This window comes from Nonomuraea fastidiosa (assembly GCF_042751225.1).
Lineage (GTDB): Bacteria > Actinomycetota > Actinomycetes > Streptosporangiales > Streptosporangiaceae > Nonomuraea > Nonomuraea fastidiosa.
Window position 1 is genome coordinate 8,335,964 of the sequence record NZ_CP170570.1, and the last position, 16,308, is coordinate 8,352,271.

Consider the following 16,308-nt stretch of genomic DNA (forward strand, 5'->3'; position numbering starts at 1 on the left):
TCTCACCGCCGACGCCTCGCTCTGGTCGACGGATCATTCGCCCCCTCTTAGCCAATGGGAGAAGACGCATGAAGACCGTACAACTGGGCCGTACCGGTGAACAGGTCAGCCAGCTCGCCCTGGGCTGCATGATCATGGGGACCGTCACGCCGGAGGACGAAGCCGTCACGATGCTCGACCGGTACGTGGACGTCGGCGGCAACTTCCTCGACACCGCCGACTGCTACTGCTGGTGGGAACGTCCGGGAAGTTTCGGCGGTGAGAGCGAGGAGCTGCTCGGCCGCTGGCTGAAGAAGTCGGGCAAGCGTGACGAGGTGTTCCTCGCCACCAAGGGCAGCGCCGTCGTACGTGACCTTGACGCCGTGTGGAAGGACGGGAAGGCGGACTGGGACGCCGCCTACCGCACGTTCGTCGGCGCGGGGGCCAAGACGTTGCGCGATGCGATCGACGGCAGCCTGCGCCGGCTCGGCACCGACCACGTCGACCTGTACTACGTGCACGTCGACGACCGTTCCACGCCTCTGGAGGAGACGCTCGAAGCGCTGGCCGGCATCGTCCAGGCGGGCAAGGCCCGCTACATCGGCTGGTCGAACGTACGGACCTGGCGGCTCGAGCGGATCCGGCAGCTGTGCGCCCAGCACGGCTGGCCGGCGCCGGTCGCGCTCCAGCAGCAGCACTCCTACCTGCGGCGCCGCGCCGGAGTCCGGCACATCTCGATCGTGGACGACGAGCAGCTCGACTACCTGGAGACGCACGACGACCTGACGCTCGTGGCCTACTCCCCCATACTCAAGGGCATCTACGACGACCCGGAGAAGCGGCGCGGGCACGGCGCGATGATCCCGTACGAGGGGCCGGACGCCGAGGCCAGGATCGCCGTGCTCACCGAAGTGGCCAAGGAGGTCGGCGTGACCCCGAACGCCCTGGTGCTCGCCTGGCTGATGCACCAGACCTCGCCGGAGATCGTGCCGCTGATCGGGCCGCGCACCCTTCAGCAGTACGAGGCCGCGCTGCCGGCGCTCGACGTCAAGCTCACCGACGAGCAGCTCCACCGCCTCGACGCCGCCGGCGCCTGAGCAGGGGCACGAGCGGGAACGCCCGCGGCCGGGCGGACGGCACGGTCGGGCAGGCTCGCGGCCGAGCGGACGGCACGGTCGGGGAGGCCCGCGGCCGGGCGGACGGCACGGTCGGGGAGGCTCGCGTGGGGACGGGGGCGCGAGTCTCCCCGGGCGCCCTTCAGCGCGCGATCGGCACGTTCTGGACCTTGCCGAGGCCGTCCACCTCGAACGTCATCGCGGTGACCTCGGGAGGCGGCGCGGGGAAGTAGATGTAGCCGCGCTGGACGCCGCCCGGGCGGATCGTCGTCACCGCGTTCTGCACGTAGAACCCGTCGCCCGCCCTGGTGCCGTAGTAGCGGGCCTTGCTCGACTCGTCCACGAGCGTGATGCCGCTGTAGGCGGCGCCGGTGACGAACTCGTGCGGAGTGCCGGCCCTGAACGGCTGCGGCACGGGCACCGCGATGCCTTCGGTGTCGGTGTTCTCGATCTCGAAGGGGGCGACGAGGAAGGCGCCGTCCCGGTAGAGCGGGTGGACGTGCAGCTTCAGCTTGTCGCGGGTCAGCGTGCCGGCCTCCGGCCCGAGATCGGGGCGGAAGGGCGCGGGTCCCGCGGCGCGCGCCGTGCCCGGGCTCGCCGTCGTCGTCCGGGTGACCTCCGGCGCCCGGGTCTTCAGCTTGTAGGAGATCTCGACGCGGCGGTTGCGGGCCCGGCCCTCGGGATTGTCGCTGCCGTCCTTCCTGGTGTTGGGGGCGATGGGCTCGCTCTCGCCCTTGCCCGCGGCGCGGTACTCGTACTCGGTGCCGAGCAGGCGCCGGAGGTGGCCGAGGACCGCCTGGGCGCGGCGCTCGGACAGCTTCTGGTTGTAGGCGTCGGAGCCCTTGCTGTCGGTGTGGCCCTCGATGAGGATCGGCGGCCTGGCCGGGTCGGCGCGCTCGCGGGTCTCGCGGGCCACGTCGTCGAGCACGGCCGCGGCCTTGTCCGACAGGGTCGCCTTGTCGAAGGCGAAGAGCACGTCGGTCCGCAGGGCGACGGTCTCGTCGGCGCCCTCCTGGGTGCGGGACTTCTCGGGCGTCTCCACGTACTCTCGCACGTCGGCGACGTACGACCAGGCATCGGACGGGGGCGGCGTGACCGGCCACCGGTACACCGAGCCGGGCTCGGGGGTGCCGTCGTCGCCGGGCGCGGCGGACGGCTCGGGCGCGCCGTCGGTGACCGGGATGCCGGTCAGCTCGCCGAGCCCGCCGGCGAGCACGGTGACCTGGCGCACGCCGGCGGGCAGCGGCGGGAAGTAGACCTCGACCGGGTAGCGGGTGCCCTTCCTGCAGGACTCCGTGGGGTTGTGCTTCCTGGTGCCGTAGGCGGTCTCGCCGTCCTGCTCGCGCAGGGTGAAGTACACCTTCCTGCCGACCGGGTCCAGCAGCCAGAAGCGGGCGAAGTCGCTGTTCAGCGTGCCGTAGCCGAAGGTCGGCGTCTGGTAGTCGGCCGTGGGGACCGACAGCTCGAGCTTCAGCGCGGTCAGGTGGCGGTGCCGTTCGACGGCCTTGACCGTCAGGTCCACCGGGGCCGCCGCGCCGACCTCGCCCGTACGGGAGAACGTCTGCGCCGGGACCGCGGGCGTCGGGGGTGTCGGGGGCGCCGAGGGCGCGGTGGTCTTCCGCCCGGCGTCGGGCGTGGCCTGCTCGGGCGTGGTGCATCCGGCGATCATTGCCACGACGGCGAGGGACGCCGCCACCAGAGCGCTGCGCACCACAACCTCCCCCAGAGCGGGATCGTTCGCGCCGGTATGGTACCGGGTTCCGCTCAGCGGCTCGCCTTGATGAGCAGAGCCGTGAGCCGCTCGCCCAGCTCGTCGTCCAGGGGCGCGTGCTCCAGGATGAACCGGTACCACAGCACGCCGTACACGATGTCGATGAGCAGTTCGACGTCGGTGCCCGCGGCGATCTCGCCGCGCGCCACCGCCCTGTCGAGCAGCACGCGCAGCGCATCGCGCCGCTTGAACAGGAACTTCTCCTTGAACTCGGCCGCGAACGCGGGGTCGAGCAGCGCCTGCGCCATGAGCCCGATCAGCGTGGGCCGCTGCCCGCGCTGCGCGAACGTGGCCTTGAGGAACGCCATGAGGTCATCGGGCAGCGACCCCTCGTCCGGGAGCTGGATCGCCGTCTCGGCGCGCTCCAGCAGCGACTCCAGGACGACGTCGGCCTTCGACGACCACCAGCGGTAGATGGTCTGTTTCCCGCATCCGGCGCGCCGCGCGATGCCGTCGATCGTCAGCGCGGCGTAACCGCGTTCGTCCAGCTCGGCCAGCGCGGCGGCGAGGATCGCCGCCCGCGTGGCCTGGCTGCGTGGGCGTCCCAGCCGTCGCTCGCCTGTCATGGAACCGACTTTACAAGACGCGGCGTCTCGAATAGAAACGAGACGAGACGTCTAGAAAAGGAGACGACAGTGCGAGTAGTGATCATGGGCGGCACGTCGGGCATCGGGCTGGCGACCGCCGCGCTCCTGGCGGGCGAGGGCGCCGAAGTGATCGTCACGGGACGCGACCCGGAGCGGCTGGCCGCGGCCAAGAACGCGGTGCCGGGCGACCTGGCGGGGGCCGAGCAGGTGGACGGGACGTCCGAGTCCGAGGTGGCCGCCTTCCTGGGGCGGGTCGGGACGTTCGACCATCTGGTGCTCGCCTTCAGCCCTGGCCCGGTCGGCGCCGGGACTCTGGCGGAGACCGACCTGGCCCACGTCAGGGCGGCGTTCGACGGCAAGCTCTTCCCCTACCTGTACGCGATCAAGCAGGCGCAGGTGACCGGGTCGGTGACCATGGTGTCGGCGGCCAGCGCCCGCGCCGGCCTGCCCGGCACGTTCACCTTCGCCGCCGTGAACGGCGCGATCGAGCGGGTCGTCTCGCCGCTCGCGGCCGAGCTGGCCCCGGTCCGGGTCAACGCCGTCTCACCGGGCGTCGTGGACACGCCGTGGTGGTCGTTCCTGCCGGAGGAGCAGCGGCGGGCCCAGTTCGCGGCCGCCGCCCAGACCATCCCCGCGGGCCGGGTGGGCAAGCCCGAGGACGTGGCCGCCGCGATCCGCTACCTGATCGGGGCACCGTACGTGACCGGCTCGATCCTCCCGGTGGACGGCGGCTTCACCGTCGCCTGACCCGCGGGCGAGCCGGCGTCAGGCGAGGCCGTCGAAGCGGCGGAAGGCGGCCTCCACCTGCGCGGGCAGGTCGGCCGGGTCCTCCGCGAGCCGCATGGCGGTGTGGAGGCAGGCCAGCGAGACCTGAGTGGCGAGCGTTGCCGCCATGGGCGTGGCGTCGTGCGGCGGGCACCCTGCCGGAACCCGCGGGCTTCTTCGCCGACGCCCGCCTCCCGCTCGCCGATCACGAGATCCGCCACTACGGCCAGATCGTGGCGGTGGTCGTCGCCGAGACGCTGGAGCAGGCACGCGACGCCGCGGCGCGGGTCGAGGTCGCCTGCGAGACGCGGCCTCCGAACGCCGACTTCGGCCGGGCCAAGCGCCACGCGGTGCGGCCGCCCGAGATCCCGGGGCTCCCGCTCGGCCCCGTCATCGCCAAGCCGGAGGACGTCGACATCGAGGCGGCGCTGGCCGCGAGCGAGGTCAGGGTGGAGGCGACCTACGACGTCCCGCCCAGGCACCACATGATGATGGAGCCGCACGCGGCCGTCGCCGCCTGGGACGACGGCAAGCTGACGATCTACAGCGGCACCCAGGGTCCGGTGGCGCACGCGATGGAGCTGGCCGCCGTGCTCGGCGTCCCGCCCGCCGATGTGCACGTCATCAGCCCGTACGTGGGCGGCGGGTTCGGCGGCAAGGCGTTCACCTGGGCGCCCGCCATGCTGGCCGCGGCCGCCGCCCGCGCGCTCGGCCGCCCGGTCAAGATCGTGACGAGCCGGGAGCAGCTGTTCACCGTGACCGGGCACCGGGCGGCGTCGTCGCAGACGATCGGCCTCGGCGCGTACCGGGACGGGCGGCTCCACGCGATCAAGCACCACACGGTCAGCGAGAGCCTCGTGGAGGACCCCGGCTACCGCGCCGCCCAGAAGTACTACGCCACCCCGAACGCGCACATCGAGCTCTCCATCACCCCTGGCATGAACCTGCCGCCCGCCACGATCATGCGCGCCCCCGGCGACGAGGCGGGTTCCTACGCCCTGGAGAGCGCCATGGACGAGCTGGCCGACCGGCTCGGCATGGACCCCATCGAGCTGCGCGTGAAGAACCACCTGGCGAATACGCTGATCGGCGGGATCCCGTACGCGAGCAAGCACCTGGAAGAGTGCTACCGCGTCGGGGCCGAGCGCTTCGGCTGGTCGCGCCGCCCCGCGCGGCCCGGTTCCCTGACCGACGGCGACGACCTGGTCGGCATGGGCATGGCCACCGCCGTGCTGGACGCGGGACGGGCACCGACCACCGCGCGGGTGACCTTCCGCCCCGACGGCACCGCCACGGTGGCCTGCGCGACATCGGACGCCGGCACCGGCATGGCGACGATCATGGCGATGACGGCCGCCCGCGCCCTGGGAGTGCCCGCGGATCGGGTCGTGCCCGCGCTCGGCGACTCCCGGCTGCCCGTCGCGGGCGCCGACGACATCTACGGCGCCATCGGCTCGGCTGCCACGGCGACCGTGACGGCCGCGATACTCGCCGCCGCCCGGGAGGCGATCGACGCGCTGGTCCGGCACGCCGCCACGGCCGAGGGCTCGCCACTGCGCGGGGCGGGCGACGTCCGGTACGAGGAGGGCCGCCTCATCGGCGCGGGCACGTGCACCGGGCCGGCGAGGCGCGGCACGAGAAGGGCCGCCTCATCGGGGCGGGCACGTCCATCGGGTTCGGCGAGCTGCTCGGGCTGACCGGGACCGCCGAGATCGGCGCCGACGGCACCAGCACGGCCCCGGACGACGGGCACGCGCACGCCTCGTACGCCGCGCACTTCTGCGAGGTCAGGGTGAACCGGTGGACGCGCGAGCCCCGCCTGTCCCGCTTCACCACCGTGGTGGACGCCGGGGCGATACTCAACGCCGTCACCGCCCGCAACCAGATCACGGGCGGCGTGCTGTTCGGCCTGGCGGCGGCCCTGTGCGAGGAGGGCAGGGTCGAGGCCGCCACCGGCCGGATCTCGAACGCGGACCTCGCCGGCTACCTGCTCCCGGTCAGCGCCGACGCCGTGGAGATCGACGTGCACTTCCTCGACCATCCCGACACCGGGCTCGGGCCGGCGGGCGCGCGCGGCATCGGCGAGCTCGGCACGGTCGGCGCCGCCGCGGCCTTCGCGAACGCCGTCTTCAACGCCACCGGCGTCCGCGTCCGCACCCTCCCGATCACCGTGGACAAGCTGCTCGGGTAAGGGGTCTAGGTCTGCGGCCCGCGCCGGGTCAGGGAGCGGGCCAGGGCGACGGCGACTTCGGCGTTCATCGGGGCGTGGCCGATGAGCAGGCGGTACCACATCAGGCCGAGGAGCTGGTCGACGAGCAGATCGAGGTCGGTGTCCGGGGACAGGTCGCCCTGCTCGACGCCGCGGGCGAGCAGGGCGCGCAGCTCGTCTCTGCGGCCCGCGGTGAAGCGGCGCAGCCCCTCGGCGGCCACCGGGTCGCGCTGGGCCTCGGCCATGATGCCGCGCAGCAGCCCGGAGACCTTCTCGGCGGTGGCGAAGGTGGCGGCGAGGAAGGTCTCCAGATCGTCGGCGAAAACGCCGGTGTCGAGGCCGGGTGTCTGCTGTCTGGCGCGTTCGGCCATGGCCTCGAGCAGGACCGCGCCCTTGGAGGGCCACCAGCGGTAGATGGTGTGCTTGCTGACTCCGGCGGCCTTGGCGATGGCGTCGATCGGGACGGCCGCGTAGTCGTTGGCGATCAGCAGGTCCGCGGCGTGGTCGAGGATGGCCTGCCGGACGGCCGGGTTGCGCCGCCGTCCGGTGTGCGGGCGTGGCGCGGGGTCGGGACTCACGCGGCCGAGCCTAACACTTGCGGGAACCGCCGGTTTCGGTATGTGTTTTTCCAGAGTTAACGCATCGGCTCTTGGGGCGGCGTGGAAAGAAGGTTCGAGCGATGCAACCGTGACGATACATGTGCGTTCGCGATCTCTTTCTTATTCTGAGCCGGACGCTCAGGGGTTTGGCCGCAGCCGAGAAAACCTCGCCATGGCGGCCATCCGAAGAAACAGGGGATTTTCGCGATGACCGCAACGAACGCGCACGTGCCGTCTTCCTGCCCGATCACCCATCCGCTGGATCTCGGCGAAGACGGGGTGAATCGTCCCGGCCTTTACATCAATCCGCTTTACCACGAGCTGTGCGCGGCCGGGACCGGCGTCCACGAAGTCGTCCGGCCGAACGGCTCCCCCGCTTACCTGGTGACCCGATACGACGACGTGATCACCGTGTTCCGGGACCAGGACGCATTCTCCAGGCAGCAGGCCCTCGGCGACGACGACATCGATCTCGAAGGCACGATTCTCAGCCTCGACAAGGCCGAGCACGCCGCGGTGCGCGGCGTCGTGGCGGATCATTTCACGCCGCGCGCGGTGGGGCGGCTCGCCGGACAGATCGACGCCCACGCGTCGGCGCAGCTCAAGCACATGCTGCGGGCCGGCGAGCTGGCCGACCTGATGGAGACGTTCGCGCTGCCGCTCGCGCTCAACGTCATCAGCGACCTGTTCGACCTGCCGCCGCAGGACAGGGAGCCGTTCCGGGCCTGGGGCGAGGCGTTCCTGGCCACCAGCACGCTCGGCCGGTCGGAGGCCGCCGAGGCTCAAATGGCGATGGTCGGTTATCTGGCGGGCCTGATCGAGAAACGGCGCGCGGAACCGGGTGACGATCTTCTGTCCACGATCGCCGCGCGCGGCGAGGGCATTCCTCCCGACCGATTGATCAAATTGCCGCTCGCCCTGCTCGTGGGCGGCTGGGAAACGACCGCGAGCAGCATCGGCACGTTCATTCAGGTGCTGCTCTCTCATCCGTACGGCGATTATCCGACCGCTTACGCGTATCTGGTCGATCATCCGGAGAATGTGGAGAGCGCCGTGGTGGAATTGGAACGCATGTTCACCACGGCCGCGGCGGACGCGTTACCGCGCCGCGCCATTCGCGACACCACGCTGCCGAGCGGGGCGCGTTTACGGGAGGGCGATCTCGTCATCCCGTCACACGTGACCGCCAATTACGATCCGCGGGCATTCCCGGAACCGCGCCGGATGGACTTCGGCCGCGCGCCGAACCGTCACCTGTCGTTCGGCCACGGCGCCCACCACTGCATCGGCCGGCATCTCGGGCACGCCGAGGTGGTGGCGGCCGTGAGCCTGCTGCTGCGCGAGCTGCCGGCCCTGCGGCTCGCGGTCCCGGCGGAGGAGATCCAGCGCAAGCCCGGCCAGGTCATCGCGGGACCGGTGAGCGTGCCTGTCGCCTGGACGCCCGGCGCCGCGGACGGCCCGGCGGCGGCGTGACGGCTGGCCGGTCCGGCTCCTCAGAACCGCTCCTCAAAACGGCTCCCCGGAACGAACTCCTCAGCACGGCTCCCCGGAACGACTTTCCAGGACTGCTCCTGGAACGGCTCCTCAGGAAACCGGCCGGACGGGTCCCCGTCCGGCCGGGTCACCTACTTGGTAACGCGGCCGGGCAGGGTCAGGTAGAGCAGGTCCTCGCCGTAGTCGCTCAGCGGCCGCAGGTCGCCGGTCATGACGTCCAGCGCGAACATCTTGGTGCCCTTGCCGTGCCCCTTGACGACGACCTCCCTGTCGTCGAGCCACCAGAGCGGCTCGGGCCCTCCGGACGTGGTGGGAGTGGGCAGCCGCCGCACGATCGCGCCGGTCTTGGCGTCGAGCACGGTGAGCACCGGTGCCTCTTCCGGTTCCGGGGTCTTGTCGAGCGCCACCACCGTCCGGCCGTCCGGCGCGACTTCGCTGAACATGATGAACCTGCCGTCGAAGCGCACCGGCTTGCCGCCGCCGGTCACGGGCATCAGCCACAGGTCGGTCTTGATGTACCTGACGAGCTGGAGCACGCCGTCTTTGAGGATGAACGGCTCGAAGTCGCCGCGCAGCGCCGTACGCTCGCCGGTCCGCATGTCGATGATCGCTCCGGGGTAGTCGTCGAACTCCATCGGGTCGTCGACGACGAGGTACCGGCCGTCGTCGGAGACCAGGAGCAGGGCGCCGACCGGAATCTTCTTCTCCGGCATCTTGACCGGTGAGACCTTCTCGGCGCCGGTCTGCATGTCGCGGACGACGTACGCCTGTTCCTCGCGGCTGTAGTAGGCGAGCACGCCCCCGTTCTTGCTGATCGCGATGGGCACGCTCCTTCCCTTGGCGGTTCTTGCGACGGCCTTCTGCAGGCGGTAGGTCGTGCCGGCGGTGGTCACCACCCGCCACTCGTCGTCGCGGTCACACGGGACGGCTTTGCATCTCGGCATGTACGCGTGGCTCAGTCTCCCCACCGGCTCGTCCGGCAGGTCGGGCGCCACGTCGGCCCGGTCCTCGCCCGGCGCGGTCCGGTCCTCACCTGGCCCGGCGGGGTCCACGACCTGCACGGCGGGCTGCGTGACCGCCCGCCAGGGCGCCGTCATGACCACGCCGGTGGCCGCCACCGTCGCGGCGACCGCCACCGCGGCGAGCGACACCGTGGCGCGCCGCCTGCGCCGGTGCCGGGCGATGGCCGCATCGGCCAGGTCTACCAGGGGCGCCTCGGCGGCGATGCCGTCAAGCGCGCGACGCAACCGCGTCATCGGGCCACCTCCTCGATCTCGGCTTCGGTGAGCATGGGCGCCAGCTCCGGCGCGATCGCCCGCAAGCGGTTCAGCGCGTGATGGGTCTGGCTCTTGACGGTGCCGATGGAGCAGCCGAGCGCTTCGGCCGTCTGCGCCTCGGTCAGGTCCTCGTAGAAGCGCAGCACGATCACCGCGCGCTGCCTGGGGCCGAGCTTGGCGAGCGCCTGCCGCAGCACGATGCGGTCGAGCGTGGCGTCGTCGTGGGAGGCGCCGTGGTCGGTCAGCTCGGCGCTCGGCTGCTCGGGGCGCGGCCGGCGCCGCCAGGACGTGTACTGGTTGACCAGCGACTTGCGGATGTACGCCTCGGGGTTGCCGTCCCTGGCCAGCCTGCCCCAATGCCTCACGACCTTGGACAGCACGCTCTGTAGCAGGTCCTCGGCCTGGTGGGCGTCTCCCGTGAGCAGGTACGCGGTCCGCATCAGCGCTTGCTGGCGGGCGAGCACGAACTCACGGAAGCCGTCGTGACGGTCCAATGTGATCTCCTCTCGCCCGTACCCAACGCCGCCGGGCGGGCGAAAGGTTGTATGCGACGTCAGCCTTGTTGCCAGTGTTCCGGGTCGTGCGCCCGCGGCAGCCGGGTCAGCGACGCCGTCACAACCGGAGCCTGGGGGGCATGCGCCACGCCGCTGCTGTACCTGCGCGGCGCGTACCGCATCGAGAAGGCGACCACCGGCCGGGACGTGGGGGGCCATCGGCCGCTTCCTCTCCGGCTGAAAGCGTCAGACGCGCAGGATCTTGGGGCCGGCCTCGCTGTAGCGCTGCGCGGCCGCCCTGGGCAGCTGCTTGCCGGTGACGATCCAGGTCACCTGATTGAGGTCGGCGAACTTGGCGAAGCTGGCCACGCCGAACTTGGTGTGCTCGCACACCAGCACGCACTGCCGGGCCGCCTCCAGCGCCGCCGTCTTGGCCTGCGCCACGGCCGGGTCCGGCGTGGTCAGCCCGCGCTCGAGCGACACGCCGTTGGTGCCCATGACCGTGAGGTCGACGTTCAGCTCGCTGAGCATCGACGTGGCCCACCGGTCGACGGTGCCCATGGTCGTCGGGCGCAGGCGGCCGCCGACGATGATGACGTCGTGGTCGGTGTGCCAGGCTGAGCTCGGCGGCGACGGTCAGCGACCGGGTCACCACGGTCATCCTGCTCAGCCGGCGCATGGGCCCGATCAGGTCTTCGAGCAGCGCCCCCTCGTCGATGAGCACGGTGCCGACCTCGGCGATCATCGCGATGGCGGCCTCGGCGATCGCGAGCCGCTCGGCGGTCTTGGCCTTGTGCCGGTGCTCCAGCGGCGTCTCGTAGCGGCCGCTGTCGGTGGGGTAGAAGACGCCGTACGAGCGGGCGATCAGCCGCTGCGACTCCAGCGCCCGCAGGTCCCTGCGCAGCGTGGCGGGCGAGATCGCGAACATGTCGGCGATCTCGGAGACGACCGCGCGCCCCTCGCTGCGTACGTAGGCGAGGATCCGCTGCTGGCGGTCGAAGGCACGGCCTTGAAACATGCTTGACATCTCGCGGACACCCTTGCACATCTGATTGAAACGTTCGCGCAATGGTCACAGGTTCGGCACCAAATGACCAGATTCGAGCACATAACCGCAAGTAAAGTCGGCACACGTTCGTTCCCGACGCGGATGGGTGGTAGCCCGTGAGCAGTGGAGTCAGCGATCTCGAAGCGGGATCGGCACGCTCCGTCAGCGCCGGCCGGCCGACCGGCACCGCGAAGGAGACTTCCGGATCGCTCAGTGCGGCACGACGGCGCCGGCGCGGCTATTTGCTGTTCGCCGCGTTCGCGTTTCCTAACCTGGCGTTGATCGCCGTCTTCGCGTACTGGCCGATCATCCAGAACGTCTACCTGAGCTTCACCACGTGGGACTTCATCTCACCTGCGGCCGAGTGGTCCGGTCTCCTCAACTACCAGGCGCTCTTCAGCAGTTCGACCTTCCCCGCGGTGCTGTTCAGAACGCTGGTCTGGGTGGTCGTCGTCGTGGTCGTGACCCTGGTGCTCGGCCTGGCGCTGGCGATGCTGTTCTCCCAGCGCATACGAGGCACCAACGCGGTCCAGACGCTCGCCTTCGCCCCGCACGTGCTGTCCGGGGCGGCGATCGCGACGATCTGGCTGTTCGTCTTCGACCCCAACCACGGTCTCAGCCGGCTGGTGTTCGAGGCGTTCGGTTCCAGCTCGCCGAACTGGATCACCGACGACTCGTGGGCGCTGTGGGCGCTCATCATCGTCTCCATCTGGAAGGGCCTCGGCTTCGTCGCGATCGTCTACCTGGTGGGCATCCAGCAGATCCCCTCGGAGGTGCTGGAAGCGGCCAGGATCGACGGCGCCGGCCGGTGGACGCAGTTCAGGCGGATGATCCTGCCGCTGCTCTCGCCCACCACGTTCTTCCTGGTGATCACCCAGACGATCTCGGCCTTCCAGGCCTTCGACGTCATCGCCATGATGACCGGCGGCGGGCCCGCCCGCTCCACCACGACGCTGAGCTGGTTCATCTACGACGAGGCGTTCAACCGCAGCAACGTCGGCGGCTCCAGCGCGGCCTCCATGATCATGTTCGTGGTGCTGATGGCGATCACCGTCCTGCAGTTCCGATTCGTCGAGCGGAGGGTTCACTACTGATGACGGTCATGCCGACCGCGGCCGCGACCGAGCCCGCCGCGCGGAAGCCCGACAACCCGCGGCGAGCGCCCTGGTGGGGCGTGCTCGCCCTGGTGCTCACCGCCCTGGTCTTCCTCGGGCCGCTCTACCTCTTCGTCACCACCGCGTTCAAGACGAACGAGGACATCAACAGCTGGCCGATGCGTCTGATCCCGGAGTCGCTGACTCTGGAGAACTTCGTCACCGCCTGGGAGCTTGCCCCGTTCGGGCAGTTCCTCATCAACTCGGTCGTGGTCGCCGCGATCGGAACGGTGCTGAAGGTGGTGCTGGCCATCTCCACCGCCTACGCCTTCGCCTTCCTGCCGTTCCCCGGCAAGCGCTGGCTGTTCGTCTTCATGCTCGGCGCGCTGATGGTGCCCGGGCACGTGACGCTGCTGGTCAACTACATCACCATCGGCCATCTCCACCTGCTGAACACCTACGCCGGCCTGATCCTGCCGGGCGTGGCGTCGGCGTTCGGCACGTTCCTGCTCCACCAGTTCTTCCGCTCGCTCCCGTACGAGGTGCTGGAGGCGGCGCAGATCGACGGCGCGGGGCACCTGCGCACGATCTGGTCGTTCATCATGCCGATGTCCCGGCCGGCGATCATCACGGTCGGGCTCATCGCCCTGATCGACGAGTGGAACAACTTCGTCTGGCCGCTGATCGTGACCAACTCGGTCAACATGCGGACGCTGCCGATCGGGCTGCTCTACCTCAAGGAGAACGACGGCATCAACGACTGGGGCGCCCTGATGGCCGGGACCCTGTTCGTCGTCCTGCCCGTGACCATCGTCTTCCTGCTGGCGCAGCGCTACATCGTCGCCGGCCTGGCCGGGAGCGCGCTACGCCGATGACGACCACGTATTCGCGATCCGGCTCGATCAGAAAGGAACCAGCGTGACGGGGACGAGTTTCAGCCGGCGCCGGCTCCTGACCGCCGCCACCGCGGCCGCGGCCGGCCTGGCGCTGAACGCCTGCGCGGGCCGCAGCCTCGGCGACTACGCCCAGGTGAGCGGCCAGGTGCCGGACAAGTTCGCCCGCCGCCAGCGGGTGGTGCTGTGGAGCGCGTTCACCTCGCACAACGCCGAGGTGCTGCAGACGATCATCGACGGGTTCAACGCCTCGCAGACGGACATCTACTGCGAGATCCAGCTGTTCCCCGGGTACACGGCGCTCGACTCCAAGCTGGCCGCCAGCTTCGCCGTGGCGCAGGTCCCCGACCTCGTCACGCTCAGCGACGTGAACTGGAACCGCTACTTCCTCGCCGAGGCGCTGGAACCGCTGAGCGGCTACTTCGACGCGAGCTTCCGGCCCGACTTCTTCCACCCGACGTTCCTGGCCGAGGGCACGATCAGGAACGAGATCTACTGGCTGCCGTGGGCCCGCTCGACGCCGCTGTTCTACTACAACAAGGAGATCTTCGCCGGGGCCGGGCTGCCCGACCGCGGGCCGAAGACGTTCACCGAGCTGCGCGAGTGGGGTCAGCAGCTCAAGGGCTACAAGCACCGCGGCTCGCCGGTCAAGATGCGCGCCTACAACGGCAAGGACGACTGGTACTTCCAGGGCTCGGCCTGGGCCTTCGGCGGCGCCTACTCCGACGGCATGACGTCGAAGCTGGCCTCCGAGGAGACCATCGCCGCCCTGGAGTTCGACCGGGCGTTCATCCACGACGACCAGATGGCCTACCTGGCCTCCGACGTGAACGGCGACTTCGCGTCCGGCGTGGCGGCGACCATCTGCACCTCGACCGGCGCGCTCACCTCGCTGCTCAAGGCCACCGACTTCGAGTTCGGCGCGGCCTTTCTGCCCGAGCAGGTGCAGCCGGGCGTGCCGACCGGCGGCAGCGGGCTGGCGATCATGCGCAACTCCACCAAGGAGCGCAAGCAGGCGACCTGGGAGCTGGTCAAGTACCTGGCCCAGACCGGCGCGCCCGAGTGGAGCCTGAACACCGGCTACCTGCCGGTCACCACCAGCGCGCTCGACTCGCCGAAGATCAAGGAGCGCAACGCCAAGACACCGCAGTACCAGGTCGCCCAAGACCAGCTCAGCCGGGCCCGTCCGCCGGACACCATGCGCCGGTACGTGAACGAGCTCATCTCCGAGATGCTGATCGTGCTGCAGAAGGTGTACTCGGCCAACGCCGATCCGGCCGAGACGCTGCGCGAGGCGGTGCGCAACCTCGACCCCGCCGTCCAGCGGGTGATGCCGAAGTATCGCCGGCTGGTCGCGCCCTGACCTGGACCTCTCGTGCCGCCGCTGCACCGGCCACCCCCACACGGGACGTCATGGACACAACAAGTCACTGAGGAAGGAAGATCGTGGCATTTGCCATCGTCGGGCACCGAGGCGCCATGGCCGAAGCGCCCGAGAACACCATCGCGTCCTACCGCGTGGCCGAGGAGGTCGGCGTCGACGAGCTGGAGACCGACGTCCGCATCAGCTCCGACGGGCAGCTGTTCATGCTGCACGACGCGACGCTGGACAGGACCGCTGCCGACGCGACCGGCAAGGACCTCGGGCCGGTCGCGCGGCTGCCCTGGTCGCGGATCAGTGCGGTGGACGTGGGCGGCGGCGAGCGGGTTCCCACGCTGGAGCAGATGTATCAGGCGACGACCAGGTTCGTGCAGCTCGAAATCAAGGACCTGGCCGCCATCGAGGCCCTGACGGACTTCTTCCTCCGGCACCCCGACCACGCCGAGCGGACGATCCTCACCGGGTTCTCGGTCGAGGCGATGGCGACCGTGGCGCAGAAGCTGCCGCACATCCCGCGCGGCATCATCGTGTCCAAGTGGACCGACGCCGAGAAGCACCCGGGCGGCTACCGGCAGCTCCTTGAGGACACCGGGTCGAGCCGGATCCACAGCGGCGGCGAGGGGCTGACGGCCGAGATCGTCGAGCGGCTGCACGAGGAGGGCTTCCCCGTGCACGGCTGGCCCACCCGTACCCAGGACGACCTGCGCCACTGGATCGAGCTGGGCGTGGACGGCACGACCGGCGACGACCCGCGCACGGTGCGGCGCTGGCTCGCCGAGGAGCTGGGTTGACCGTAAGCGCGGACGGCGTCCCTCATCCGACGGGCAGCGCTCATCCGGCGGGCGGCGCTCATCCGGCGGGCGGCGCCCCTGATCCGGCGGGCGGGAGCGCCCATCCGGTGGGCCGCGGCGTCCCGCCCATGGCGGCGGTGCTGTTCGACATGGACGGCACCCTGTTCGACAGCGAGCCGCTCTGGGACGTCAGCCTCGCCGATCTCGCGGAGAAGCTCGGCGGCACGCTGCGGCCGGAGATCCGCCGCCAGGTGGTCGGCCGCAACCTGCGCGACTCCGCCCAGCTCGTGCAGGACGACCTCGGCGTCGTGGCCGACGCCGACGAGTCGGCGGCGTGGCTGCTGGAACGCACCAGGGAGCTGTTCGCCCTCGGGGTGCCGTGGCGGCCCGGCGCCCAGGAGGTGGTGGCGTCGGTACGCCGGAGCGGCGTACCGACGGCGCTGGTGACGTCGAGCCACCGTGTCCTGGTGGACGAGGTGCTGGCCCAGCTCGAACCCGGCACGTTCGACACCGTGGTGTGCGGCGACGAGGTGAGCCTGCCCAAGCCGGATCCGGAGGCGTACCTGACGGCGGCCCGGCGGCTGGGGGTCGATCCGCGTCACTGCGTGGCGCTGGAGGACTCGCCGCCGGGCATCGCGGCGGCGCTGGCCGCGGGCTGCCTGGTCGTGGCCGTCCCCGAGGGCGGCACGACGGGCGGCACCGCAGGCGGCACCGCGGGCGACGGGCACGGCGCGGTGGTGATGGAGCTGGCGGATGTCACCGTCGACCGCCTCTCCTCGCTGCTGGCCGCCAGAGCCGGCTGACCCGCAGG

The 16,308-nt window shown here is 70.7% G+C and carries 17 protein-coding genes and 1 pseudogene; 10 read left to right on the plus strand and 8 right to left on the minus strand.

The features are described from left to right. Nucleotides 1–68: 68 nt before the first annotated feature. A complete protein-coding gene (locus ACFMQL_RS38440) occupies nt 69–1,076 on the plus strand; it encodes an aldo/keto reductase (protein ID WP_378789704.1) in 1,008 nt (335 codons plus the stop codon). Nucleotides 1,077–1,236: 160 nt separating this feature from the next. Here ACFMQL_RS38440 and ACFMQL_RS38445 read toward each other — a convergent pair whose 3' ends face one another. Then, entirely contained in the window at nt 1,237–2,805 is a 1,569-nt protein-coding gene (locus tag ACFMQL_RS38445; RefSeq protein WP_378789705.1) for an OmpA family protein, read from the minus strand. 53 nt (nt 2,806–2,858) lie between these two features. Then, nucleotides 2,859–3,431, minus strand: a complete 573-nt coding sequence (locus ACFMQL_RS38450; protein WP_364067755.1) for a TetR/AcrR family transcriptional regulator — start codon at nt 3,429–3,431, stop codon at nt 2,859–2,861. A 69-nt stretch (nt 3,432–3,500) separates the two neighbouring features. Between ACFMQL_RS38450 and ACFMQL_RS38455 the strand changes: the two genes are divergently transcribed. Continuing rightward, on the plus strand, nt 3,501–4,199 hold the full coding sequence (locus ACFMQL_RS38455) for an SDR family oxidoreductase (RefSeq protein WP_364067756.1): 699 nt from the start codon (nt 3,501–3,503) through the stop codon (nt 4,197–4,199). An 18-nt stretch (nt 4,200–4,217) separates the two neighbouring features. Here the strand turns inward: ACFMQL_RS38455 and ACFMQL_RS38460 are convergent, their stop codons facing one another. After that, nucleotides 4,218–4,346, minus strand: coding sequence for a hypothetical protein (locus ACFMQL_RS38460; RefSeq protein ID WP_364067758.1), 129 nt, complete (start codon nt 4,344–4,346; stop codon nt 4,218–4,220). Between ACFMQL_RS38460 and ACFMQL_RS38465 the strand changes: the two genes are divergently transcribed. Together ACFMQL_RS38465 and ACFMQL_RS38470 are read left to right on the plus strand one after the other, a co-directional pair. Next, complete coding sequence (locus tag ACFMQL_RS38465) at nt 4,337–5,914, plus strand: xanthine dehydrogenase family protein molybdopterin-binding subunit (protein ID WP_378789708.1); 1,578 nt, start codon at nt 4,337–4,339, stop codon at nt 5,912–5,914. The two genes, ACFMQL_RS38460 and ACFMQL_RS38465, sit on opposite strands and share 10 nt — an antisense overlap. Beyond that, nucleotides 5,827–6,408 carry a molybdopterin cofactor-binding domain-containing protein gene (locus ACFMQL_RS38470; protein ID WP_378789709.1) on the plus strand — a complete coding sequence of 194 codons (582 nt, stop codon included), beginning with the start codon at nt 5,827–5,829 and terminating at the stop codon, nt 6,406–6,408. The genes ACFMQL_RS38465 and ACFMQL_RS38470 overlap by 88 nt, the downstream gene beginning before the upstream one ends. 5 nt (nt 6,409–6,413) lie before the next feature. Here ACFMQL_RS38470 and ACFMQL_RS38475 read toward each other — a convergent pair whose 3' ends face one another. Next, nucleotides 6,414–7,004: a TetR/AcrR family transcriptional regulator gene (locus ACFMQL_RS38475; protein ID WP_364067761.1), complete on the minus strand. Its 591-nt coding sequence runs from the start codon at nt 7,002–7,004 to the stop codon at nt 6,414–6,416. Nucleotides 7,005–7,232: 228 nt separating this feature from the next. Between ACFMQL_RS38475 and ACFMQL_RS38480 the strand changes: the two genes are divergently transcribed. Beyond that, entirely contained in the window at nt 7,233–8,498 is a 1,266-nt protein-coding gene (locus ACFMQL_RS38480; protein WP_378789711.1) for a cytochrome P450, read from the plus strand. A 152-nt stretch (nt 8,499–8,650) separates the two neighbouring features. Here ACFMQL_RS38480 and ACFMQL_RS38485 read toward each other — a convergent pair whose 3' ends face one another. The 4 genes and pseudogenes from ACFMQL_RS38485 to ACFMQL_RS38500 form a co-directional block, all read right to left on the minus strand. After that, complete coding sequence (locus ACFMQL_RS38485) at nt 8,651–9,775, minus strand: hypothetical protein (protein ID WP_378789713.1); 1,125 nt, start codon at nt 9,773–9,775, stop codon at nt 8,651–8,653. Next, nucleotides 9,772–10,290: a SigE family RNA polymerase sigma factor gene (locus tag ACFMQL_RS38490; protein ID WP_378789715.1), complete on the minus strand. Its 519-nt coding sequence runs from the start codon at nt 10,288–10,290 to the stop codon at nt 9,772–9,774. Before ACFMQL_RS38490 ends, ACFMQL_RS38485 begins: the two co-directional genes overlap by 4 nt. A 246-nt stretch (nt 10,291–10,536) precedes the next feature. After that, nucleotides 10,537–10,851: a hypothetical protein gene (locus ACFMQL_RS38495; RefSeq protein ID WP_378789717.1), complete on the minus strand. Its 315-nt coding sequence runs from the start codon at nt 10,849–10,851 to the stop codon at nt 10,537–10,539. Between the two features lie 346 nt (nt 10,852–11,197). Further along, nucleotides 11,198–11,338, minus strand: a pseudogene (locus tag ACFMQL_RS38500) (hypothetical protein); the annotation flags it as partial. A gap of 116 nt (nt 11,339–11,454) precedes the next feature. Between ACFMQL_RS38500 and ACFMQL_RS38505 the strand changes: the two are divergent. From ACFMQL_RS38505 to ACFMQL_RS38525, 5 genes are all read left to right on the plus strand, one after another. Continuing rightward, entirely contained in the window at nt 11,455–12,432 is a 978-nt protein-coding gene (locus ACFMQL_RS38505; RefSeq protein WP_364067772.1) for a sugar ABC transporter permease, read from the plus strand. Further along, nucleotides 12,432–13,307, plus strand: coding sequence for a carbohydrate ABC transporter permease (locus ACFMQL_RS38510; RefSeq protein WP_364067773.1), 876 nt, complete (start codon nt 12,432–12,434; stop codon nt 13,305–13,307). Before ACFMQL_RS38505 ends, ACFMQL_RS38510 begins: the two co-directional genes overlap by 1 nt. A 43-nt stretch (nt 13,308–13,350) precedes the next feature. After that, complete coding sequence (locus tag ACFMQL_RS38515) at nt 13,351–14,688, plus strand: ABC transporter substrate-binding protein (protein WP_364067774.1); 1,338 nt, start codon at nt 13,351–13,353, stop codon at nt 14,686–14,688. An 83-nt stretch (nt 14,689–14,771) separates the two neighbouring features. Then, the gene (locus ACFMQL_RS38520) at nt 14,772–15,497 is read left to right on the plus strand and encodes a glycerophosphodiester phosphodiesterase (protein ID WP_378789720.1); all 726 of its coding nucleotides are present in this window, start codon (nt 14,772–14,774) and stop codon (nt 15,495–15,497) included. Continuing rightward, nucleotides 15,494–16,300 carry an HAD family hydrolase gene (locus ACFMQL_RS38525; RefSeq protein WP_378789722.1) on the plus strand — a complete coding sequence of 269 codons (807 nt, stop codon included), beginning with the start codon at nt 15,494–15,496 and terminating at the stop codon, nt 16,298–16,300. Before ACFMQL_RS38520 ends, ACFMQL_RS38525 begins: the two co-directional genes overlap by 4 nt. Nucleotides 16,301–16,308: the final 8 nt, after the last annotated feature.

What these genes read in the sequence shown, in the direction of transcription:
- ACFMQL_RS38495 (WP_378789717.1), bottom strand. Translation starts at nt 10,851, where the DNA reads ATGGGCACCGTCGACCGGTGGGCCACGTCGATGCTCAGCGAGCTGAAC.
- ACFMQL_RS38440 (WP_378789704.1), top strand. Translation starts at nt 69, where the DNA reads ATGAAGACCGTACAACTGGGCCGTACCGGTGAACAGGTCAGCCAGCTC.
- ACFMQL_RS38450 (WP_364067755.1), bottom strand. Translation starts at nt 3,431, where the DNA reads ATGACAGGCGAGCGACGGCTGGGACGCCCACGCAGCCAGGCCACGCGG.
- ACFMQL_RS38460 (WP_364067758.1), bottom strand. Translation starts at nt 4,346, where the DNA reads ATGGCGGCAACGCTCGCCACTCAGGTCTCGCTGGCCTGCCTCCACACC.
- ACFMQL_RS38485 (WP_378789713.1), bottom strand. Translation starts at nt 9,775, where the DNA reads ATGACGCGGTTGCGTCGCGCGCTTGACGGCATCGCCGCCGAGGCGCCC.
- ACFMQL_RS38510 (WP_364067773.1), top strand. Translation starts at nt 12,432, where the DNA reads ATGACGGTCATGCCGACCGCGGCCGCGACCGAGCCCGCCGCGCGGAAG.
- ACFMQL_RS38480 (WP_378789711.1), top strand. Translation starts at nt 7,233, where the DNA reads ATGACCGCAACGAACGCGCACGTGCCGTCTTCCTGCCCGATCACCCAT.